Source organism: Leucothrix arctica, assembly GCF_003172895.1.
GTDB lineage: Bacteria > Pseudomonadota > Gammaproteobacteria > Thiotrichales > Thiotrichaceae > Leucothrix > Leucothrix arctica.
Genome location: NZ_QGKL01000035.1, coordinates 122,761 through 144,868 on the forward strand (window position 1 = coordinate 122,761; position 22,108 = coordinate 144,868).

Consider the following 22,108-nt stretch of genomic DNA (forward strand, 5'->3'; position numbering starts at 1 on the left):
TTATTAAGGAATTATCACTGCCATGGGTCTTTTATCAGGTTTTAAGTCACTATTTTCATCATCACCAGACGCTGAGCCAAAAATAGATACGTCTAAAATTGAAGAGTATGAGGGATTTCAAATTATCCCAATGCCTCAGAAAGAGGGCGGACAGTATCGTTTGAATGGCCTTATTCGTAAGGGTGATAAAGAGCATAGGTTAATTCGTGCAGATACTTTCGGTAGTGCTGACCAGTGTGCATCAGAAGTGCTGCGTAAAGGCCGTTTACTGATCGATCAAATGGGAGATCAGTTGTTTGGCTAACAACAGTTGTTTAGACGCAGAGTCTTTGACTCAGCTAATACATGAGAGTATCCCGCTTTCTGAAGCCATGCACTTTAATATTGAGGTGCTAGCCGACCAGTCAATAACGGTTGTTGCTCCTTTGACGCCCAATATTAATGTTCATGGAACAGGGTTCGCCGGCAGTCTTTATTCGCTAGCTGCTTTATCTGCGTGGGCGTTGACGACACACTTGATAAATCAGGCAGGTCTCAAAGCAGATGTTGTGATGGCAAGTGCAGAGATACGTTATCGTCGGCCCATTCAGTCCGAAATCCGTTGTCAGTGTGAATGCATGCCTGTAGTCAGCTTGACGTTTATTAAACATTTAAAGCGCAAAGGTCGAGCGCGTTTGTCACTGATGGTTGAACTGGGTGATAACGCAGATGTAGTGTTTAGTGCAGCGATGGTGGCAAGCCATAAGGCTTAGTGGGATAAGTTAGGGTTACTCTTCAATATGTGGTTGAGTAATCCCTGTGAAGCCACTTCAATCATGGTTAGTACATTTTCGAAGCCTCGATCACCACCATAGTAGGGGTCGGGTACTTCGCTTTCGTCACGCTCAGGCGCAAAGTCCATAAGTGAGAATACGCGGTCTTGTACAGGGCTTACTTTACTCAACGAGTATAGGTTTGCCTTGTCCATCGCGAGAATGTAGTCAAACGCCTCAAAGTCTTGTTTTGTTATCAGACGCGATTGCTGCGTTGATAAGTCATAACCACGAGTCAGAGCAACAGCCTGTGAGCGCTCATCGGGTGCTTCACCAACATGGTAAGCATGAGTTCCCGCTGAGCCGACACTGATTTTATCGCTGAGATTGTACTGCTCAACCAACGCCTCAAATACCCCATGAGCAGTTGGTGAGCGACAAATATTTCCCATACAGACAAACAAGACGTTTACTTTATTCATAAGTGATAAGTGGCTTATTCGCCTTCGTCTAGGTCGTGCAAGTACTTATATAAAAGTCGTGCAGACTTTGGTGGCTTACTCTTCTTCGCTTCAGCGTTAGCATTGCGAATAAGTTGGCGTAAATACTGTACGTCACAACCCGGAAGCAAGCCGACTAATTCAGTGATTAAATTGTTATCACCTGCAATTAGTTTATCGCGCCACTCTTCAGCTCGGTGCAGCTTTTCAGTTGCCATCACCGCAGGGTGAGCTAGACGATCCATTGTTAAGATCATCAAATCTAGGTCTTCATTTTCAGTACGGCCGCTCATATAACGAATATGACGCTGCAATGCTGCACGCTCTATACGTCGAGCAAGTACTAAGTTTTCACGAAGATCATCTGACATAGGTACTTGATCGAAGTAGCCCTGCGGTAGTGCAATCATTCGCTTTAAAACTGCCTGAATGTGATCTAACTCACGTTTGATCAGGGTTTTGTTTGGACGTTCAGCGTAAACGTAATCTTGTATCTCTTCATCCCAATGCATAACTGGACTTCATATTGACTTAACTAATTGGCGAGTTTAGCACTATTAAGAAGTGAAACCAGCTTTGCTAGGCATAAAAAAAGGGCGAAGCCGTTAAGCTTCACCCTTTATTTCTATCTACGTTAGCGATTAACGCTGACGAAGGTACTGCGTAAGTGCACGATATTTTGCAGAGTTAGGGTTTTCTGGACGCTCTAACATAGCAAAGTAGTTACGGTTATCAATGTTTGAAATACCATTGAAGTGCATCATGATGCCACCGCCACTGCGCTTCCAGGCTTGTAAGTACTGCTGGTATGACTGAATCATACGAGGGTCACGGTTAGCATTTGAGAACAGCTCAAAGATCTTCTCATCATGAATTCTGTGAGCGCCATCTACACGTAGTAAATGCTGACCACCTTCATAAGCGACTAATTTAACACCGTGCTTTTTAGCAAGTGCAACGTTAGGTGTCATACGGTTTTTAACTGCACGAGGAATCGCTCCACCAGGGATATTATCTTGGATCAAGTTACCCTGATTAATTTCCCTAAACAGATTGTTCATACCTGCTGCGCCTGAATGTGCCCACTGACGTAAAAGGTTGCGGTTTTCAATACGAGCAATGTAATCACCGAAGTATGGTGCGATACCGTAAGCATCAACTTTTTGAGCACAGTTACCGCCTGCTAGAGGGCAAGTCAGAATCTCTTCACCCATTGCTGGAGCACCTGCGTAAGCAGACACGACACAAACAACACGGTTCTTTTGGTTACCAAATACTTGCTTCCAAATATCACAAATCTGACCAGTACGTAGTGCGTTGTAGTTTAACGCCCACTTCAGGTTACGAGAACCTTGGTTGATTTTAGGGTAACCGTTAGGCCACATTTTCTTACCCATAAGCGTTGCGTGATGAGTTGCTGGGTACATGTAGTTCCAGATCTCATTTGAATACTCAACGTATACTTTAAGGTGAGGCTTAAGGTTTTGCTTAACAGACTGAGCAAAACGATACATAAACGTGTTATCACCTAGGTGAGGCATCGAGAACCAAGGGTCAACGTTTACTTGGTTAGACAGCTCAACCATTGTCTCAACAGGCATACCAGCATTCTTATTATAGAAAGCATCGTTTGGTGTTGTACGCTGTTCCCAACGAGTCAGTAGTGTGTCTTTGGTATTCTGCCAAGGCATGAAACGAATAGAGTTAAACGGTCTGACTGTGTTTAGGTAGTCAGGGTTAAACTTTTGACGACTTGCAACGGCTACAAATTTCTTTGGGATAACTTTGACGTTACGAAGGTAGTTACCTGGGTTGATTCGAGTCACGTGTAAGCGAAGGTTACGCTTAGTTGACTTTAAGTTGAATTCGATTCTACCCGGAGCTTCACTTGTGATTGTTAGATCACCATGAGGCTTGATATCAACATCACCTTGATAAGTAACAACATAGTCACCCAGTGTGAAGTATTCACCTAAATCCCAAATCGCATTGATTGAGGTATAAATAGGTGCTTCACCTGAAGCAGGTAAACGCATTGGCCAACCGAAACGGTCAACTTTAACCTTGTCAGTTTCGCCAGTGTTGAACGATTTTTTCTTAGTACAACCCGCATCGATTGGACGATTTTCTTGCCAGTTAAACTCGCAAGATGTAATCCATCCACGAGAGACTTTAAATTTGTCTATGAAAGGGTTCGATACCGCTATCTGTGAAAGACCACTGGTATTAAATCCAAGTTTATTGCCGGGGTTAGCAGATGCCACAGAGGTCATAGCAAGCATCGCTACACCTAGGCCTAAATTACGCCAAAATTTCATCACAAGCTCCATCTTCATCGGTCGCTATTGTCCTTATTTTTAGTTAATAGTTTTGTTACGCTTTTTCTAGACACGCGTTACAAGACTAGATTCATTGTATTAATCAAACTTAATTTTTGAATTTCGCTCTTCAAACAAACTGGGGGTGTGAGTTCAAGGAGGAAGCATATTATAGCTACAGTAGGTTGGTCACCGCCTTACGAATTAAGTTCGCAAGGTTAATGTAGGCGACCAGCTGCGGCAGAGTATGACATACTTCCTCTTATCATCAAATTATGGCTAAATCACCCTTACTTTCCAGCCATGCTTTACGATCTGGTGCACGCTTTTTGGCGAGCAGCATATCCATCATACTGTCGGCTTGATCAGGGTCGTCAAGTGTTAGCTGAATCAAGCGTCGAGTGTCTGGTGCCATACTAGTCTCTCTAAGTTGTCCGGGATTCATTTCACCCAAACCCTTAAATCGAGTAACAGACACTTTACCTTTTAGCTTCTGTTTTTCAATACGATCCATAATTGCTTGGCGTTCACTTTCATCCAGTGCGTACTCAACTTTCTTACCAATATCGACTCGGTAAAGTGGCGGCATAGCAATGTAGACATGCCCTGCAACGACCATCGGTTTAAAGTGTTTAACGAATAGGGCGCAGATGAGCGTTGCGATATGCGCACCATCCGAGTCAGCATCGGCAAGAATGCAAATTTTTCCGTAACGAAGGTTGTCTAGGTTGTCTGAACCGGGGTCAACACCGACAGCAACAGAAATATCGTGGATTTCATTTGAGCTGAGTACTTGGTCAGAGTCTACTTCCCACGTATTCAAGATCTTACCGCGTAATGGCATGATTGCTTGGAACTCACGATCACGTGCTTGCTTGGCTGAGCCGCCTGCTGAGTCTCCCTCTACCAAAAATATTTCGGTTCTACTGAGGTCTTGAGAAGAGCAGTCAGCCAACTTACCCGGCAAAGCTGGGCCAGTTGCTATTTTTTTGCGAACAATTTTCTTGCTGGCTTTTTGTCGCTTTGCTGCGTTAAAAATAACGTGCTCTGCAATTTGGTCACCAATGTCAGGGTGCTGGTTTAAGAACAGGCTAAAGGCATCTTTAATTGAAGAGGACACAAAGCCCGCAGCATTTCGTGATGATAGTCGTTCTTTGGTTTGGCCAGCAAACTGTGGCTCACTCATCTTATAAGAGATGATAAAGCTAATGCGATCCCAAACATCATCGGGAGCAATTTTAATACCACGAGGTAGTAGGTTTCTGAACTCACTAAATTCACGTAGTGCATCCGTCAGGCCAGTACGTAAACCATTAACGTGTGTACCATCTTGCGTCGTTGGTATTAGGTTTACATAACTTTCTTGAGTTAGATCTCCGCCTTCAGGTAACCAAGTCAATGCCCAGTCTACCGCTTCTGTTTCAGTCTTTAATGAGCCAATAAAAGGATGGTCAGGTAGAGTGATGAAATCTTTGATTGAGTCAATAAGGTAGTCGGTAAGACCATCTTCGTAATACCACTCAGTCGTATCATTCTTCGCTTCTTCTACGAAGGTAACATGCAAGCCTGGGCAAAGAACCGCTTTGGCTCTTAGGTTATGCTTGAGGCGTGTTACTGAAAATTTAACCGTGTCAAAGTACTGAGCGTTAGGCCAAAAGTGCAGGGTAGTTCCGGTGTTTTTCTTACCGACCGTACCAATAACTTCTAGATCGCTAGACTTGTAGCCGTTCTCGAACATCATTTTGTATTCTTTACCGTCACGCTTGATACGAACATCAAGAATTAGTGATAAAGCATTTACAACAGATACACCGACACCGTGAAGACCACCAGAGAACTGATAGTTCTTGTCAGAGAACTTTCCACCTGCGTGGAGCGTACAAAGGATGACTTCAATACCCGGTAGTTTTTTCTCAGGGTGAATGTCGACAGGCATACCACGTCCATCATCCGATACCGAAAGTGAACCGTCAGCATGAAGTGTAACGTGTATTTTTGTAGCAAAGCCTGAAACGGCTTCATCGACACTATTATCTATGATTTCTTGAGCTAAGTGGTTAGGGCGTGTTGTATCTGTGTACATACCTGGACGCTTGCGCACAGGGTCTAGACCACTTAATACTTCGATTGCGGATGCGTTATATTCGCTCGTCATAGACTTCCATAATACGGTTTAATTTTATGAAAATAGCGTTTCTTGCGGGTGAGGTAAAGTCTTATCTTATGACAAGCATGAAAAAGGCCCGAAGCGTAAGCTACGGGCCTTAATTTAAGCGAGATTTAACTTATGGCTTAAATGATGTTAATTGTAAATTGTGACTCAGTAATACCTCCTTTTCCATCAGATACAGTTATGTAGATTGTATCGGTGTCACCTGAGCTTGCTTCAGTAGCGTGAGGTGTATATTCAAGAACTGAGCCGTTAAAAGTGATAGAACCACTTAGCGCATCAGCTACTGCAACATAAACTGAATCACCATCTGCATCAGATAGGTAGTTAGAAATGTCTAAAGTTGTTGTTGTCGTTTTCCCGTCAACATTTTGTGTTGGGATCGACGTAATGACTGGTGCACTGTTAGTCTGTATGTCAACTTCAACAAACTCAGTTGCTAGGTTACCCTCACCGTCTGATACTTCGTAGTAAAAAGTGTCAATACCAGAAGAGCCTGTATTTGCTACATAGATAACATTGTCGCCATCTATAGTTGCAGTACCTTTGCTCGGCGGTGTTGAGATACGTGTTAGCGTAAGTGTATCTCCTTCAGGATCAGTGTCATCTTCAAGTACACGAATGGTTACCGGAATACCATGACCCTGAACAGCTGAGTAGTTAGGACTCAAGATAGGTGCTTGATTAGTATTCGCTTCAACAGTTACGAAAACAGTCGCCGTTGAAGTCGCACCCTCGTTATCACATGCTATGTACACAAATGAGTCTGAACCTGAGAAACCATCAAATGGTGTGTATACGATATCAGTTCCACTATTTGAGATATTCACAAAACCACTCGTTGGGTCTGATTGAATACCCGATACACACGTTGTTGTACCATCTGGATCAGAGTCATTCCCAGCAACATTAATTGTTACTGGAACTTCGTAAGGTGTAGTGGCCGTATCGTCAACTGCAATAGGAGCTTTGTTAGCTTCTGGGCTTACGTTAACAGTCGCTGTTGCCGTTTCTGTATGACCATTGTTGTCAGTCACTGTGTAAGTGTATGTGTCAACACCCGTAAAGCCAGTTGCAGGCGTGTAAGTCGTTCCAGTGCCTGTGAAAGTCACTGCTCCGCCTGCTGTCGTTGAAGACACTGCTGTGATAACTAATGTGTCGTTATCGCCATCAGTATCATTCAATAACACGTCCATATTGATTGGTGTTTCAAATGGTGTTGTCACCTCATCATCAACCAGTACAGGCGCTTCATTAACTTTAACGACTGTTACTGTTACTGATGCTGTCTGAGTTGCGCCATTGTTATCAATAATGGTGTAGTCAAATATATCCGTACCATAAAAATCAGGGTTTGGCGTATAAATGATGTTAGTGCCATCAATGACAGCAGTACCACTAATTGGAGCAGTGTTGCTATCAAGGACTATGAAGTCACCATCATCAGGGTCGCTGTCATTTGACATAACTGCGATTGAGATCGCTGTATCTTCTGGCGTACTACGTGAGTCATTTGTTGCTATCGGAGCTGTGTTGACTTTAGTAACGTTAATAGAAACCGTTGCTGTGTCGCTAAGTCCGTCAGGATCAGTGATCGTGTAGGTAAAGCTATCAGGGCCAGCATAGTCTGTATTTGGCGTGTAAATAATCTCGCCGTTAATTAAAGATACTGATCCGTTAGATGGGTTGCTTGCAATAGCAACGCTTAGATTGTCTCCATCAGGATCACTATCGTTTGAAATATAGTCAATAGTGACAGGTGTGTTCTCAGGCGTGACTTCAGCGTCATTGACTGCAACAGGGGAGGAGTTAACATTCGTTACATTAATAATAACGGTTGCTGTATCACTCATTCCGTCAGGGTCAGTAATTGTGTAAGTTAAGTTGTCTGGACCTGAATAGCCTGTATTTGGTGTGTAAACAATCTCATTATTAACAACAGAAGCTGTACCATTTGATGGGCCAGACTCAATTGCAACCGTTAGCTCATCACCATCAGGGTCAGTGTCGTTAGCAAGAACAGTGACTGTTACAGGCGTGTCTTCAGCAGTATCTTTAGTATCATTCACTGCCATTGGTGCTGAGTTAACATCCGTTACATTAAGAATAACTGTTGCAGTATCAGTCAAACCGTCAGGGTCTGTGATTGTGTAAGTAAGGCTGTCTGGCCCTGAGTAGCTTGCATTCGGTGTGTAAACAATCTCATTGTTAACAACCGTAGCTGTACCGTTTGCTGGGCCAGATGCAATTGTAACAGTAAGATCATCATCGTCAGGGTCAGTATCGTTCGCTAGAACAGAAACAGTGACAGGTGTATCTTCAGTCGTTGCCTTTGCATCATCTTCAGCAACAGGCATTGAGTTAACAGTCGTTACAGTGATAGTAACGGTTGCCGTGTCAGACAAACCATCAGGGTCTGTCACTGTATAAGTTAATGTATCAGTGCCTGCGAAGTCAGTGTTAGGTGTATAAACTATCTCACCATCAACAACTGCAGCAGAACCGTTAGATGGATCAGTAGCAATCGCAACAGTAAGATCATCACCATCAGGGTCAGTATCATTGCCAATAACAGCGACTGTCACAGGTGTGCTTTCTGGCGTTGCTTCAGAGTCGTCCATCGCTACTGGCGCTGAATTAACATTGGTTACATTAATAGTAACCGTTGCCGTGTCAGACAAGCCGTCAGGGTCAGTAATTGTATAAGTTAGCGAGTCAGTACCAGAGAAGTTTGTATTAGGTGTGTAAACAACCTCACCATTAACAATCTCCGCAGTACCGTTGGCTGGGTTGCTTGCTAACGTAACGACAAAATCATCACCATCAGGGTCAGTATCGTTGCCAATAACAGCGACTGTTACAGCTGTGTTTTCTGGCGTTACTTCAGAATCATCCATCGCCACTGGCGCTGCATTTACATTAGTTACATTGATAGTAACTGTTGCAGTATCAGACAGGCCTTCAGGGTCAGTAATGGTATAAGTTAATGTGTCAGTACCCGAGAAGTTTGTGTTAGGCGTGTAAACAACCTCACCATTAACAATTTCTGCAGTACCGTTAGCTGGGTTGCTTGCCAGTGTAACAACTAAGTCATCACCATCAGGATCAACGTCACCCTCTAGAACAGGAATTGTTAATGCAGTGCCTTCAGCAGTAGAGCCTGAATCATCATCTGCTACCGGTGCAGCGTTAACATTGCTTACATTAACGTTAATCGTTGCAGTATCAGTGTTCCCATTGCCATCGTTTACTGTGTAGGTGAACGAGTCAGAACCAGAGAAGTTTTGGTTAGGCGTATAGGTAATCACGTCGCCGTTAACAACCACAGTACCGTTAGATGCTTGCCCAGCAGTGATTGTTAGTTCATCACCATCTGCATCAGTTGGGCTAACTTTAATATCTACAGCTGTATCTTCATCGGTTGAAACAGTTTCATCCGCTGCTACAGGTGCATTGTTCAATGCCACTGGCACCGTTACGTTTACTGTTGCTGTTTGCTCATTACCTTCACGATCCTTTACTGTGTAAGTAAATGTGTCAGTACCAGAGAAACCTGCACGTGGCGTGTAACGTAGCATGCCATTTACAATGGTAACTGTTCCGTTAGCACCTTGAGTAACACCTATGATCTCAGAGCCTGAGCTGTCATTACCAAGTACGTCTAGTAGTCCATCTCGGTCTGTAAGCGTGAACGTGTCGTTTTTAACGGTAGCAGCAGTACGAGTTGTGTAAGTGTTAATCGTCTTGTTGTGCTTAATCGTGTTACGAAGTGCACGTTTGATCCAAATAGGAGCAGACTTAACAACTTCTGTTTTCCAAACAAAGCGAGACGGTGTGCCAGGTGTTCCAGCTGTACCAGGTGTCGCTGGAATAGCTGCACGACCAGGAATTGCTGCGCGGCCAGGTGTGGCAGGGCGACCCGCTCGGCCTGGAATGGCAGCAACAGCAGGGCGACCGGCTTGAACAAGTACATTCTTATAATAAGACTGAGCATTTTGCTTTCGAGTAGAGCGCTCTGTCATATACTCTAAGTCAACACGACGGTTCTTAAAGTCGTCATCGTTACGGTTGTATTTAGGGCTACCTTTACCTAGTCCACGAGAGATTAGGTGCTGAGGGTTAAAGCCTTGCTCTACTAGATAATCACGTACTGCATTAGCACGATTTTCAGATAGACGCTGGTCGTAAATAGGGTCGCCAAGACCACACGTGTTACCCGTAATACGGATAGCACCGACATAACCATGACTACGTACTTGACCGACGATCTTATCCAAGTTGCTCATAGCAGAGCTTGTTAATACAGAAGAGTTAAGCTTAAAGAATGTTTCATTCTCTAGTTTCATCGTTGTCTTAACGAACTCATGGCCCGGCTTCTTAACGAGTTTACGCTCATATTGAGGAGGAACTGCTGCTTGTGCCGGACGACCTGGAGTGGCGGCAATAGCTGAAGTACCTGGAATAGCTGGACGACCTTGTACAGCAGGGCGACCTGCGTGACCTGCACGACCTGGGCGAGCAGGTGTACCTGGGATTTCTACACGACGACGTGATGTTGTTGTGTTTGACTGGAATGCACCGCCACCACCGAACTCATAACGATATCCAAGGCGAGCGTTGTAATCTGTGTCTGTTGCATCTGCACCACCTGACTTTCTGTTTCCAGAAACGTCTAGGCTGATACTGTGAGGAGAGTCATAGAAGTACTGCTCAACACCGGCTGAGATAGTCAGGTTTGCTGGACGGTCTTCATCATCAGCGAACTCAGTACCAAACTCATAATCCAAACCACCACGAAGTCGTGTTTGAGTGCTTTCAAGGAAAGTACCTACTTCACCACCGACACCGTAGTCATAAACACTGGTTGTGACTTCATCTGTTATTACGTCGTCACCCATACCCGCGCTAACGTGGCCAGACCAAAATAGATCTTCTGTTTCTTGTCCGTAACCAACCGTTGCCTTTGAGAGATCATCAGAATTACGGTCATAAGCACCAAATACTTTATGAACAGTATCAGCGTTATCATTCACCCATTGGTGATTGATTTTAGCACCACCGCTATCAACACCTTTTGAGCTATTCTCATCATCTTTAGTTTTGTAACCAAACCAACCTTCTACACTTGTTGCGCTACTATCGTCATCATGAATGATTTGATTGATGTCGACCTGACCTTGTAAGTCTCTGTCGATACTCACGCCAATACGTGTATTGCCACCTACGTAGCCAAGGCTACCAGAGTCAGCCATACCATCACGCGAGTCATCACCATTTAGTTGAATAGTCGGACCTGCTTGAAGCTGTGACGAAAGCACCGCCATAGAGCAGAAAATGGGTGCGTAATAACAGAATCTACGCAGTTGTCGGTTGGTTATTTTCATTTTTGATACTCGTTTTTTTTATTATTACGTCAGGGGTTTTCTTTATTAATAATGCAATTAAAATGGTTATTGATTGGGGGATCAAGAAAAAAGCGCGAAGCTGTAATAACTTTTTGATAAGTGGGGTTTGGATGCTTTTTTTCGTTTATTTATAAGTATGTTAGAGATTTTTAGCTATATCCTAGCTGAATTTATTGAGTAGTTAAGCATCCTTGGTCACATTTAAGTGTGCCTTGTGTAGAATACGCCGCAGAACAATTAATCATAAAAAAGGACATATAAAACTAATGATAATAAAGGGTGGGTTCTAATGAGTCGTTTATTCCGTTCAGGCATCGCGATTAGCATCATGACGTTAATGTCGCGCATCCTTGGTTTAGTGCGCGACGTGGTTTACGCCAACTACTTTGTTATGGGTGGGGCAATGGATGCCTTTTTAGTGGCGTTTCGTATTCCAAACCTCATGCGTCGCTTGTCTGCGGAGGGTGCTTTTTCATTAGCCTTTATTCCTGTGTTGACAGAGTACAAAGAAAAACGTAGTGAGGCTGAACTGAAAGATCTGGTCAATCATGTCTGTGGCATGTTGGGTTTGATTCTCTTTATGATCACGTTAGTTGCAGTGGTTGCGGCACCATTACTGATGATGGTATTTGCGCCGGGCTTTGCCGCAAAAGCGGATGCTGAGCCTGAGTTGGCAGCTTACTTATTAAGAATTACAGCACCCTATATGCTGTTCATTTCCTTGTCTGCATTTTTTAGCAGTATCTTAAACGCCTTTGGTAACTTTGCCGTTCCCGCTTTTACGCCGGTATTACTCAATGTTGTAATGATTGCGGCCGCAGTGTGGTGGGCGCCTCACTTTGACGAGCCTGTAGAGGCACTGGCTTGGGGTGTTTTCTTGGGAGGAATCGCACAGGCTTTGTTCCAAGTGCCTTACTTAAAGAAGCTTGGGCTTGTTCCAAACTTTAGTTTTAAGCGGGGTCATGAAGGTGTAAGTCGCATATTAAAGTTGATGGCACCTGCTTTATTAGGCTCTTCGGCAGCACAGTTAAACATCACCATTAATACCATGATCGCCTCACTGCTTGCCTCAGGCAGTATCAGTTGGTTGTACTTTTCTGACCGTTTTGTCGAGTTTCCGTTAGCATTAATTGGAGTAGCGATTGGTACAGTTATTCTGCCAAAGTTATCGGGCAATCACGCAAATGCAGAAGGTAAAGAGTTCATTCAAACGTTAGACTGGGCAATGCGCTTGTCTATGTTAGTAGCCATTCCTGCTACGTTTGGTCTAATAGTGCTAGCCGTGCCCATTTTAGCGATAGTCATTGATAACGGTGTAAATGGCTGGCGCGATGTAGAAATGGCTAGCATGAGTCTGATGACCTATGCGATTGGCTTACCTGCTTTCATTATGGTGAAAATACTTGCGCCAGGTTTTTACTCTCGACAAGACACTAAAACACCCGTAAGAATCGGTCTGATCGCGATTGGCGTAAACATTATCTCTAACTTAGTGATTGTGTTGCCGTGGTATCAGATGGGATTTGTTGGCGCACATGCAGGTCTCGCATTATCGACAGCTATTTCCGGTTTTGTGAATGCAGGTCTACTGTATTACACCTTGAAGAAACAAGGTCACATGGTTTTGAATAGTGGGTGGGTGCCGTACTTGCTGAAAATCACTGCTGCATCGTTGGCGATGGTGCTAGCCGTTTGGTTTTTAAATCCTGATGATGCTTGGTGGCAAGCGGCAGGCGTTTGGAAAAAACTAGGTGAGCTGGGTATTTTACTACTAACCGCGATGGTGACTTATTTAGTGGCTATTCTTGCCGTCGGTATTCGACCAAAGCAATTATTAAAAGTATGAATCGTTACCTCAAGTTTACAACTGCTGTCATATTGCTACTTGTTACAGGGTGGCTAGTCAGTAGTTGGTATTTTGCTAAGCAATCAAGTCAAACATTGGATGAGCTTGTTTCTGGCTGGCATACGTCCAGTACTGAACATGTTGCGGGTTTAACGTTATTAGAGTCTGAGCAAGGCGTATTTAGTAGTCATAAAAAAATACGTGTCACACCTAACGTGCCTTATCTATTTGAGCTACTGGGTGACTTCACTCTAAATGTCGATCAAAAAGCAGGGCCGATACTGTTTGGTGAAAACGGGTTAGCTTTTGGACGAGCAGAATGGGTCGTTACTTTAGACTTTGATGAATCTATTGAGTTGTCAGATAAGACGACTGCGCAGCTAAAGGTCATTGATGACTTTTCCTCGCGATTACAGATTGAAGGAAGTATTACTCAATTTAATACATCGACTCTAAGTGGAGATAACGTAACGACTGAGGGTGCTGTCGATTTAGACAGTGGTGAATACCAGTTCGTGACGGTTGTAGAGGCGCTAAATGGTTATGCATCTGGTGTTCGTTTAAAGCTTACGAATGCTCGCCTAGAGGTCGATTCAGCGATGAGCCTCATGAATGGCGAGTCGGTGAATCTAACTGAAATAGGTTTAAGTGCAGCTAACGGCCAGTTATTAAATGAAAAAAGTGGCAAAAACATGTCGCTAAATTTAAGCAGCGCTGCCTCTATCTGGAAAAAGAATGATACATTAGATGCTGATTTTAAAGTGTCGTTTGTTAATACATTACCTCTGAACAGCAAAGAAGCTTATCTTTCTGTCCAGTTACGCCAGTGGCTAACGGCTGGTGCGCGTAATTATTTGGAACAACTGTCTAATAGCAGTCACCTATTAAGGCAAGGGCAGTGGGCGTTGGAAGAGGTTGAAACAACCGAACAGCAAGACTTCTATCGCTCGTTGATATACCAAGCGGAGAAGGTGGGTCGTCTTAATTGGACGGATGTTATCAGTCCAATGCTGACAGCAGACCAGAGTCAATTGATGGTTGAAGTAGGTGTTAAACAGTCAATTGAAACATTAGCTAAACTAAACTTAGCAGGTAATGCTGTTCTGTTGGACGAAAAACCTAGTTTGCCGTTAACGGGCGACTTAAAAATTGTAAGTAGCGAGTTAGATAAGCCATTTGCGCGGTTATTGCGGCGCTGGGTTAGCCGAGCTTGGCTAAGAGAATATGAAACAGCCTTTGAAGGCGATGTTGCCGTTAAGGGACAAACATTATTACTGAACAAGGGTCGAGTGTCGCTAGTGCGTTTAACGGATGAACTAAAGCGCGCATTCAATGACCAATAAAAACCATAAAGTGGATAAATAGACTAATTATATGAGACATAAAAATAGTGTAAAAGGGTTGCTCGCGGGGTTGCTATTATTGGTAAGTATGGGGGCTTCAACTGCTCATGCTGGTATATGGAAAGCGACTAACCAGTGGTCAAATGCTTGGGAGAGCAAGTATCAGGCTTGGGTAGCAGAGAAGTGGACGACGGACTTCTTTATGAACCCTACCGTGCCTATGTATGACCGAGTGGCTCATGACTGTGCAGATGCGATTTACTTTATGCGTATCGCTTTCTCTTATGAGAATAAGCTGCCGTTTGCGATTAATAACATCATGCGCCCTGGTGAACTTCTGACCAATGACCTTGCGACTTGGGACAAGCTTCCTGAAACACAGCGTATGAGATCATTCCTTAAGTACATAGCAGACCGTGTAGGTACGCGCAGCTTGTATAAGGATACTTTTCCTATTGCACTAGCAGATATCAAGGCGGGTGATTTATACGTTCAGCCGGGTGCTCATTCATATGAGATCACGGGCATCACAGAAACGGGTGTTACTTCGATCATGAGTTCTACCACACCTGCGTCAGCGAAGAACATGGTGCGTTTGTTTGCATACCCATTCTTCATTCCACAAGATAAGAAAAACATGCGTGACGGCTACCGTCGTTTCAAATGGCCTAAAAACATCAAGAAGCCAATGCAGCAGCAGCCGGGCTTTAGTGATGAGCAATACCGTATTGCTGAACAGGTAAAATATAACTACGTTGCATTCACTGACATTATTGCGAAGAAGCTACGTCGTCGTCCTGAGCCACTTGAAGAAAAAGCAACACGTGTACTTTACGGTCTATGTGCTTTTGCAAAAGAGCGTGTGAACTATGTTAATGATGGTTTGAATCAGCTACGCAGAATCCGTGCTGGCGGTCGTCAGTGCATGAATCGTACTGAATATGATTATTATTCAACGCCATCTCGCGATAAGCGTTTGAAAATGTATTTCAACGAAGTAGAAAAGATTGCTTATGCCGGTGGCGCGTTAAAGCGTAACGAGATTTCGATTGAGTTATTGGCACGTGCGATTTTCCACCCTCAGATTCCTAATCATCTGAATGCTGAATTGAATCGTTTTTGTAGTCTTGCGGCTTATCCTTCGAATACCAAACGCACGATTAATTTGCGTCAATTGTGGAGCAATCTCAAGGCCGGTAAGGTATCATCCGACCCCCACGCAAGTATCGAGCACCGCTGGGGCACGACGAACACAACACACCGGGCAACTTGCCCAACGTATTAGGATAGAACATGGCACGTAGACGTAGACCACCAAAGCCACCTCAAACACCTGTTGAGGCGGTTATAGAATCACTGAGTTTAGAAGGTAAAGGGATTGCCCGCGTAGATGGCAAGACCGTTTTTGTTGGTGGCGCGTTGCCAGGTGAAAAAGTTATTTTTCAGTACACTGCGATTAATCTCAAGTACGATGAAGCTTATGTAACTAAGGTCTTAGAAGCTTCAGCAGAACGTGTTGAACCAGGCTGTGAATATTTCAATATTTGTGGTGGTTGCAGCATGCAGCACCTTGCGGTTGAAACACAGATTCACCATAAGCAAAAAGCGATGTTAGATGCTTTGAAACGCATCGGTAAAGTAGAGCCTGAAGAAGTCTTCGAGCCGATGATTGGTGAAGAGTGGGGTTACCGTCGTAAAGCACGTTTAGGCGTGCGCTACGTGGCTAAGAAAAAGAAAGTGTTGGTTGGTTTCCGTGAGCGCTCTGGTGGTATGTTGGCTGATATCGAGTCATGTAAAGTGCTTCACCCTTCAGTGGGTGAGAAGTTAGTCGACTTCCAAGAACTTATTTACAAGATGGATGCGCGTGAAACTATTCCACAGATCGAAGTGGCAGTAGGAGATAACGCGACCGCACTTGTGTTCCGTAACTTGCAACCACTGAGTGACAAAGACACGCAACTACTGATTGAGTTTGCTAAAGAGCACAACTTCTTGATGTACTTGCAGCCTAAAGGTCCGACGACTGTTCATTGCATTTGGCCAGAAAATCCAGGTTTGTTCTATGAGCATCCCGAGTTTGATACCAAAGTTGCTTTTGGTCCTCAAGATTTCTTCCAAGTGAATAGCAGCATCAACCGTAAGATGGTGCCACGCGCTGTTGAACTTCTTAAGCTAGACGGCACTCAAAAGGTGTTAGACCTGTTCTGTGGTTTAGGTAACTTCACACTGCCAATCGCTCGCAATGCGAAAGAGGTTGTGGGTGTTGAAGGTGATACTGTGATGGTGCAACGTGCAAAGCAGACAGCGCTAGACAACGGTATCGAGAATACAAGCTACTTTGCCTTTGACTTAACGTCGGATGTAAAGAGTGAGCCGTGGATGAAGCAGACGTATGACTGTATCTTGCTTGATCCGCCACGTTCAGGTGCTAAAGAGATTATTGAACATTTCGGAAAGTTGAAAGCTGCGCGTATCGTTTACGTGTCTTGCCACCCAGGAACATTAGCGCGTGATGCTGAAATCTTGGTGAATCAGCAAGGCTATCGCTTAGTGGGTGCTGGTGTGATGGATATGTTCCCTCATACTGCACATGTTGAGTCGATTGCGGTTTTTGAAAAAGGCTAAATATTCAGCTTAGGTTCTGACTTTATAGCCTTTAATGTAATAGAAACGTTAATGTACAATAACGGTCACTACTCGGAAGGGTCGAGTAGTTTTGGAAGCGGGGGTTTCCAAGCTGTTAACTCTGAATCTACTTCAGACTAGCTACTATTATAATAAATTCTAAAGGCCAGATATGTTTGAATATATTACAGCGGGAGGATTCTTAGTAATCCCGATCTTACTTTGTTCTGTATTAGCAATGGCGATAGTTATCGCCTTGTTTATAAAGTTGAGCTCGAAGAAGGTTGTGCCTGAGGGCGTTGCTGAAATGGCAGGTAAGTTGGCGCTGTCAGGTAAAATGACGCCATCTCACATTGCACAAATTCGTGACGGTTCGCTTCTAGGTCGAGTGCTTGCAGCCGGTTTGGAAAGTGTTGACCAGCCACGTCATGTCATGAAAACGAATATTGAAGAAACTGGGCGTCACGTGATCCACGAGATGGATCGCTACATGACGACGCTTGGAACCATTGCTGCGATTGCACCATTACTTGGTCTGTTAGGAACAGTAGTGGGTATGATCAGTGTGTTTAGTGTTATCACTAGTCAAGGTGTTGGTAACCCAACTGAGCTTGCGGGTGGTATCTCACAAGCACTGATTACAACGGCAGCTGGTATTTCAGTCGCTGTTCCTGCATTAATATTTCATCGCTATTTCCGCAGTAAGATTAATGGTCTTGCTATAGATATGGAAAAGTCTGCGATGAAGCTAGTTGATACAGTGAGTAGTGCCACAGCTAGCAAGCGTAGTGCGGCGGCAGTTGCATCAGCGGCGGCTCCTACTTCTGTAGGCTCACAAAAAGCAATGGCGGCGATCAGAGCAGCCAAGGCTAAAGCAGCAGGCGGTGTAGCATGAATTTTACACAACATGTACCAGACGAGGTGGAGGTTAACTTAACGCCCCTTATCGATGTGGTATTCTTGTTGTTGATATTTTTCATGCTGACAACAACGTTTGACCGCAACGCAAAAATTAAGATTGACCTACCAAAAACGCAAAGTGCGGTGGCGGTAGCTGAAAAGAACACGATGGAATTGATGATTGATGGCGGCGGTAACTATTATATCGATGGCCGTGAAGTGCTTAATAAAAAGTCTGAAACACTATTCCAAGCAATGAGTCAGGCACTTGATGACCGTGGTAGTAACCCACCACTTGTTATTAGTGCAGATGCTAATGCTAATTATCAGTCAGTAATTACGGCGATGGATATTGCTGGTCGACTTGGACTGACTAACTTCTCAATGGCAACGGCTCAGTCTCAACGTAAATAAACTTACAAAGACAGGATGTCATCTTTGACAAATAGTACAACAACCCCGCCTCCGAGCGGGGTTGGCATATATAAGCGTTTAGGAAGCTATTCACTCAAGCACTGGCGCTATCTTCTATTGGCCTTATCTGGCCTAATTATTAATGCTCTAACACAACCCATGTTTGCTGCTTATCTCCAACCCTTGTTGGATGGTACGTTCATGGATAAGGACCCTGATATTATTCGTTGGGCGCCTGTGGCATTACTCTTCATATTCTTACTGCGTGGTGTCTCTGGTTTTTTATCCGGCTACTTCATGGCGTGGGTTGGACGAAAAGTGGTGACAGAGCTTCGAAAGCAAGTGTTCTCTCGTTTGATACACCTTCCTGTTAGTTACTACGACCGCACGAACTCGGGTCAGCTAATTACTAAAGTGATTTACCATGTAGAGCAGGTTGCGAATGCAGCAACGAGCGGACTCACTGTGTTGGTACAAGACATTGCAACGATTGTTGGCTTGCTAGGTTTGATGATGTATTACAGCTGGGAGCTAACGCTGATTGTGTTGCTCACAGGACCCGTGATTGCCGTTATTATTAACTACGTATCTAAGCGCTTCAAACGTTTTAGTCGACAGATACAAGAGTCTACGGGTGAAGTTTCCCAGATCAGTAGCGAAGTGATTCAAGCGACACGTGAAGTACGAATCTTTGGTGCGACTGATTTTGAGAAAGATCGTTTTTCTGAAGTGAATGAGCGCAATCGTGTGTCATATATGAAGCGTATTTTGACTGAGCGATTGAGTATGCCTCTCGTTCATTTCATTGTCGCCATCGCACTATCAGTGATCATTGTTGTAGCGACCCGTGGTGACTTACTGGAGCGTTTTTCTCCAGGTATGTTTATGTCGTTTATGGCGGCAATGATGTTGTTGTTTGATCCACTCAAGCGTCTAACGTCGGTAAGTTCGACTTTGCAAGCCGGTGTCGCAGCAGGAGAAAGCATCTTTGCAATCATTGATGCGCCGGTTGAGGTAAATCAAGGAACTCATAAGACTGAACGTGCGAAAGGTGACTTGGTGTTTAACCAAGTGACATTCAAATATGACGATGCTGAGCCGGTACTAAAAGGCATTAGCTTCGAGGTTAAAGCAGGTGAGAAGATCGCGCTAGTCGGTAAGTCAGGTAGCGGTAAAACAACACTAGTGAACTTACTGCCACGTTTTTATGATTACCAAGGCGGTGATATTAAATTAGACGGCGTTGCTTTAAAAGATTATGAGTTAGCAAACTTACGTGAGCAGTTTGCATATGTTGGTCAAAACATTACGCTGTTTAACGACACAATACGTAACAATATTGCTTACGGTCAGTTGCGTGATGCTGATGATACGAAAGTGATTGCAGCAGCGACAGCCGCCCATGCGATGGAGTTCATCGATCAGTTCCCGCTAGGTCTGGACACGATGATTGGTGAGAATGGTACGTTACTTTCTGGTGGCCAAAAACAGCGTCTAGCAATCGCACGAGCGATACTCTCAGATACGCCTATTCTGATTCTGGATGAAGCGACGTCAGCACTGGATACTCAGTCTGAGCGTTATATTCAGGCCGCTTTAGACGAGCTTCTAAAAGACCGTACGACCTTCATGATAGCTCATCGTTTAACGACTATCGAGCAAGCTGATAAGATCTTAGTGATGGACCAAGGGCAGATTGTTGAGTCTGGCACGCACCAAGAGTTAATCAAGGCTAATGGTGTTTATGCGGCGCTTCAGCATATGCAAACTGATGGCTAAGTCAGACCCTAAATCTTCACAGAGTCAGATCAGTTGGGTGCAACGTCGCCTAGAAAAAATCTGGTACAAGGGTGGCTGGGGCGCAAGCGTCTTGCTACCTTTGGAAGGTCTATATCGCCTATTGGCAAAAGCTGATCAGTCTTCCAGTAAAAATAAGCAAATACCTCATCCATTGCCTATAATTGTTGTAGGGAATATTAGTGTTGGCGGTACAGGCAAAACTCCACTCGTTATCTATTTAGCAGAACAGCTTCAACAAGCGGGCTATCGCCCTGCGATTATCACGCGAGGTTATGCGGGTGACTTGCAAGAATGGCCTGTAATGGTGTCGCCAGAGAGTGATCCATCTGTCTGCGGTGATGAGCCGGTGTTAATGGCACAACGAAGTGGCGTACCCGTCATAGCCGGGCCAGATCGTAATGCTGATGTAACATTTCTGTTAGAAAATACCGACTGCAATATCGTGATCAGTGATGATGGTTTGCAACATTACAAACTCAAGCGTGATATTGAAATAGCGGTAATCGATGGTGCGAGAGGCTTAGGTAATGGACATTGCTTACCGGCAGGTCCCTTACGTGAGCCCGCAGCAAGGTTAGCGTCATGTGATTTTGTCATTGTGAACGAAGTGATGGCTAATGCCGACATAAGTATGCAACTACAAGTAAGCGAGCTATCTCACTTGAATTCTGGTAATCAACAACCATTATCAGCGTGGAAAGGACAAACGGTACATGCGGTGACTGGGATAGGGAATCCATCTCGGTTCTTTGACACGTTACGCAGTGAAGGTTTGGATGTAATTGAACATTATTTCCCCGATCATCATCCGTTCAGCTTGAGTGATATAGAATTCGACGACCGATTTTTAGTGGTAATGACTGAAAAAGATGCAGTCAAATGTCATTCGTTTGCAACAGATAAACATTGGTGTGTACCCGTTACCGCTAAAGTCAGTAAAGCATTCATCAAGGATTTGTTGAAACGCTTAGGAGAAATGGAGTTTGAACACAATAAGCCATAAGTTGTTAGATATTTTAGTCTGTCCTGTTACTAAGGGACGCTTGATCTACGACCGTGATAAGCAAGAACTCATTTCCCGCTCAGCTCGCCTCGCATACCCAATCATTGACGGTAAGCCGATCATGCTTGAAAGCGAAGCCCGACCACTGACCCAACAGGAAGTAGAGCAACGATGAAAACCATACTCGTTATTCCAGCTCGATATAATTCAACTCGTTTACCCGGTAAGCCGTTATTGCCTATTGCGGGTAAACCTATGATTCAACGCGTTCATGAATGCGCACGCTTAGCAGGTTTCGATGACATCATCATTGCAACCGATGATGAGCGTATTCGTGAAGTCTGTAGTACCTTTTCAGCAGATGTTTGCATGACCAGTCCTCACCATGAAACGGGTAGTGATCGTCTGGCAGAAGTCGTATCAATGCGTGGGTTTGATGATGAAGACATCATCGTTAACCTGCAGGGTGATGAGCCGTTAACGCCCGCTGCGAACTTACACCAAGTTGCTGAGAACTTAATCGCTCATCCAGAAGCGATGATTGCGACCTTGTGTACGCCGATCATGACTGATGAAGAATACACTGATCCAAATGTCGTAATGGTTGTAAAAGATCATGTAGGCATGGCGATGTATTTCTCTCGCGCACAGATTCCTTACCAGCGTGACCAAGACTTTGAAACGTCTGAATTTGCTAATCGTCATATTGGTATTTATGCTTATCGTGCGAAGTACCTGCGTGATTTTGTCAATATGGAAAGTTGCCAGCTGGAACAGTTGGAGAAATTAGAGCAGTTACGCGCTATGTGGTACGGCACACGTATACACGTTGCTGAGGCGCAAGAAGTGCCCGGTGGTGGTGTTGATACAGCTGAAGATCTAGCGGCTGTTGAGCGCGTGTTTTTAGCACGTCAAGCAGGTCTTCAAGAGTAGGCTGAGTATGTATTAGGTCAGCAACTGGTCTTTGCGAGTCTTTACTCTTCCACAAGTCGATTGGCTTGTGTCGTGTTTCAGTTCATAGTAATGGTATGG

General features: G+C 44.3%; 17 protein-coding genes. 12 read left to right on the forward strand and 5 right to left on the reverse strand.

Annotation, left to right across the window (positions count from 1 at the left end; genetic code table 11):
* Positions 1–22 precede the first annotated feature (22 nt).
* A complete protein-coding gene (locus DKT75_RS12905) occupies positions 23–304 on the forward strand; it encodes an HlyU family transcriptional regulator (protein WP_109823851.1) in 282 nt (93 codons plus the stop codon).
* A complete protein-coding gene (locus DKT75_RS12910; protein ID WP_158278865.1) occupies positions 297–752 on the forward strand; it encodes a YiiD C-terminal domain-containing protein in 456 nt (151 codons plus the stop codon). The genes DKT75_RS12905 and DKT75_RS12910 overlap by 8 nt, the downstream gene beginning before the upstream one ends.
* Here the strand turns inward: DKT75_RS12910 and DKT75_RS12915 are convergent.
* The 5 genes from DKT75_RS12915 to DKT75_RS12935 form a co-directional block, all read right to left on the reverse strand.
* Complete coding sequence (locus tag DKT75_RS12915; protein ID WP_109823853.1) at positions 749–1,234, reverse strand: low molecular weight protein-tyrosine-phosphatase; 486 nt, start codon at positions 1,232–1,234, stop codon at positions 749–751. The genes DKT75_RS12910 and DKT75_RS12915 overlap by 4 nt on opposite strands.
* Positions 1,235–1,248: 14 nt before the next feature.
* Complete coding sequence (gene yjgA / locus DKT75_RS12920; protein WP_109823854.1) at positions 1,249–1,764, reverse strand: ribosome biogenesis factor YjgA; 516 nt, start codon at positions 1,762–1,764, stop codon at positions 1,249–1,251.
* A 129-nt stretch (positions 1,765–1,893) separates the two neighbouring features.
* Positions 1,894–3,570, reverse strand: coding sequence for a hypothetical protein (locus DKT75_RS12925; protein ID WP_146201374.1), 1,677 nt, complete (start codon positions 3,568–3,570; stop codon positions 1,894–1,896).
* A gap of 268 nt (positions 3,571–3,838) precedes the next feature.
* Positions 3,839–5,725, reverse strand: a complete 1,887-nt coding sequence (gene parE / locus DKT75_RS12930; RefSeq protein WP_109823856.1) for a DNA topoisomerase IV subunit B — start codon at positions 5,723–5,725, stop codon at positions 3,839–3,841.
* Between the two features lie 137 nt (positions 5,726–5,862).
* Positions 5,863–11,124, reverse strand: coding sequence for an OmpA family protein (locus DKT75_RS12935; RefSeq protein ID WP_109823857.1), 5,262 nt, complete (start codon positions 11,122–11,124; stop codon positions 5,863–5,865).
* Positions 11,125–11,434: 310 nt separating this feature from the next.
* Between DKT75_RS12935 and murJ the strand changes: the two genes are divergently transcribed.
* The 10 genes from murJ (at position 11,435) to kdsB (ending at position 22,009) form a co-directional block, all read left to right on the forward strand.
* Positions 11,435–12,991 (forward strand): murein biosynthesis integral membrane protein MurJ, encoded by a 1,557-nt coding sequence (murJ, locus tag DKT75_RS12940; RefSeq protein WP_109823858.1) that lies wholly within the window; start codon positions 11,435–11,437, stop codon positions 12,989–12,991.
* On the forward strand, positions 12,988–14,334 hold the full coding sequence (locus DKT75_RS12945; protein WP_109823859.1) for a DUF945 family protein: 1,347 nt from the start codon (positions 12,988–12,990) through the stop codon (positions 14,332–14,334). Before murJ ends, DKT75_RS12945 begins: the two co-directional genes overlap by 4 nt.
* A 31-nt stretch (positions 14,335–14,365) precedes the next feature.
* The gene (locus DKT75_RS12950; RefSeq protein WP_109823860.1) at positions 14,366–15,619 is read left to right on the forward strand and encodes a hypothetical protein; all 1,254 of its coding nucleotides are present in this window, start codon (positions 14,366–14,368) and stop codon (positions 15,617–15,619) included.
* Between the two features lie 8 nt (positions 15,620–15,627).
* The gene (rlmD, locus tag DKT75_RS12955) at positions 15,628–16,959 is read left to right on the forward strand and encodes a 23S rRNA (uracil(1939)-C(5))-methyltransferase RlmD (protein WP_109823861.1); all 1,332 of its coding nucleotides are present in this window, start codon (positions 15,628–15,630) and stop codon (positions 16,957–16,959) included.
* A 172-nt stretch (positions 16,960–17,131) separates the two neighbouring features.
* Positions 17,132–17,854, forward strand: a complete 723-nt coding sequence (locus DKT75_RS12960; RefSeq protein ID WP_109823862.1) for a MotA/TolQ/ExbB proton channel family protein — start codon at positions 17,132–17,134, stop codon at positions 17,852–17,854.
* Positions 17,851–18,273, forward strand: a complete 423-nt coding sequence (locus DKT75_RS12965; protein ID WP_109823863.1) for an ExbD/TolR family protein — start codon at positions 17,851–17,853, stop codon at positions 18,271–18,273. The genes DKT75_RS12960 and DKT75_RS12965 overlap by 4 nt, the downstream gene beginning before the upstream one ends.
* A gap of 24 nt (positions 18,274–18,297) precedes the next feature.
* Positions 18,298–20,052, forward strand: coding sequence for a lipid A export permease/ATP-binding protein MsbA (msbA, locus tag DKT75_RS12970; RefSeq protein WP_245923204.1), 1,755 nt, complete (start codon positions 18,298–18,300; stop codon positions 20,050–20,052).
* Entirely contained in the window at positions 20,045–21,076 is a 1,032-nt protein-coding gene (lpxK, locus tag DKT75_RS12975) for a tetraacyldisaccharide 4'-kinase (protein ID WP_158278866.1), read from the forward strand. Before msbA ends, lpxK begins: the two co-directional genes overlap by 8 nt.
* Entirely contained in the window at positions 21,066–21,251 is a 186-nt protein-coding gene (locus DKT75_RS12980) for a Trm112 family protein (protein ID WP_109823982.1), read from the forward strand. The genes lpxK and DKT75_RS12980 overlap by 11 nt, the downstream gene beginning before the upstream one ends.
* Positions 21,248–22,009, forward strand: a complete 762-nt coding sequence (gene kdsB, locus DKT75_RS12985) for a 3-deoxy-manno-octulosonate cytidylyltransferase (RefSeq protein WP_109823866.1) — start codon at positions 21,248–21,250, stop codon at positions 22,007–22,009. The genes DKT75_RS12980 and kdsB overlap by 4 nt, the downstream gene beginning before the upstream one ends.
* Positions 22,010–22,108: the final 99 nt, after the last annotated feature.

What these genes read in the sequence shown, in the direction of transcription:
- DKT75_RS12905 (WP_109823851.1), top strand. Translation starts at nt 23, where the DNA reads ATGGGTCTTTTATCAGGTTTTAAGTCACTATTTTCATCATCACCAGAC.
- DKT75_RS12915 (WP_109823853.1), bottom strand. Translation starts at nt 1,234, where the DNA reads ATGAATAAAGTAAACGTCTTGTTTGTCTGTATGGGAAATATTTGTCGC.
- yjgA (WP_109823854.1), bottom strand. Translation starts at nt 1,764, where the DNA reads ATGCATTGGGATGAAGAGATACAAGATTACGTTTACGCTGAACGTCCA.
- DKT75_RS12925 (WP_146201374.1), bottom strand. Translation starts at nt 3,570, where the DNA reads ATGAAATTTTGGCGTAATTTAGGCCTAGGTGTAGCGATGCTTGCTATG.
- parE (WP_109823856.1), bottom strand. Translation starts at nt 5,725, where the DNA reads ATGACGAGCGAATATAACGCATCCGCAATCGAAGTATTAAGTGGTCTA.
- DKT75_RS12935 (WP_109823857.1), bottom strand. Translation starts at nt 11,124, where the DNA reads ATGAAAATAACCAACCGACAACTGCGTAGATTCTGTTATTACGCACCC.
- murJ (WP_109823858.1), top strand. Translation starts at nt 11,435, where the DNA reads ATGAGTCGTTTATTCCGTTCAGGCATCGCGATTAGCATCATGACGTTA.
- DKT75_RS12945 (WP_109823859.1), top strand. Translation starts at nt 12,988, where the DNA reads ATGAATCGTTACCTCAAGTTTACAACTGCTGTCATATTGCTACTTGTT.
- DKT75_RS12950 (WP_109823860.1), top strand. Translation starts at nt 14,366, where the DNA reads ATGAGACATAAAAATAGTGTAAAAGGGTTGCTCGCGGGGTTGCTATTA.
- rlmD (WP_109823861.1), top strand. Translation starts at nt 15,628, where the DNA reads ATGGCACGTAGACGTAGACCACCAAAGCCACCTCAAACACCTGTTGAG.
- DKT75_RS12960 (WP_109823862.1), top strand. Translation starts at nt 17,132, where the DNA reads ATGTTTGAATATATTACAGCGGGAGGATTCTTAGTAATCCCGATCTTA.
- DKT75_RS12965 (WP_109823863.1), top strand. Translation starts at nt 17,851, where the DNA reads ATGAATTTTACACAACATGTACCAGACGAGGTGGAGGTTAACTTAACG.
- lpxK (WP_158278866.1), top strand. Translation starts at nt 20,045, where the DNA reads ATGGCTAAGTCAGACCCTAAATCTTCACAGAGTCAGATCAGTTGGGTG.
- kdsB (WP_109823866.1), top strand. Translation starts at nt 21,248, where the DNA reads ATGAAAACCATACTCGTTATTCCAGCTCGATATAATTCAACTCGTTTA.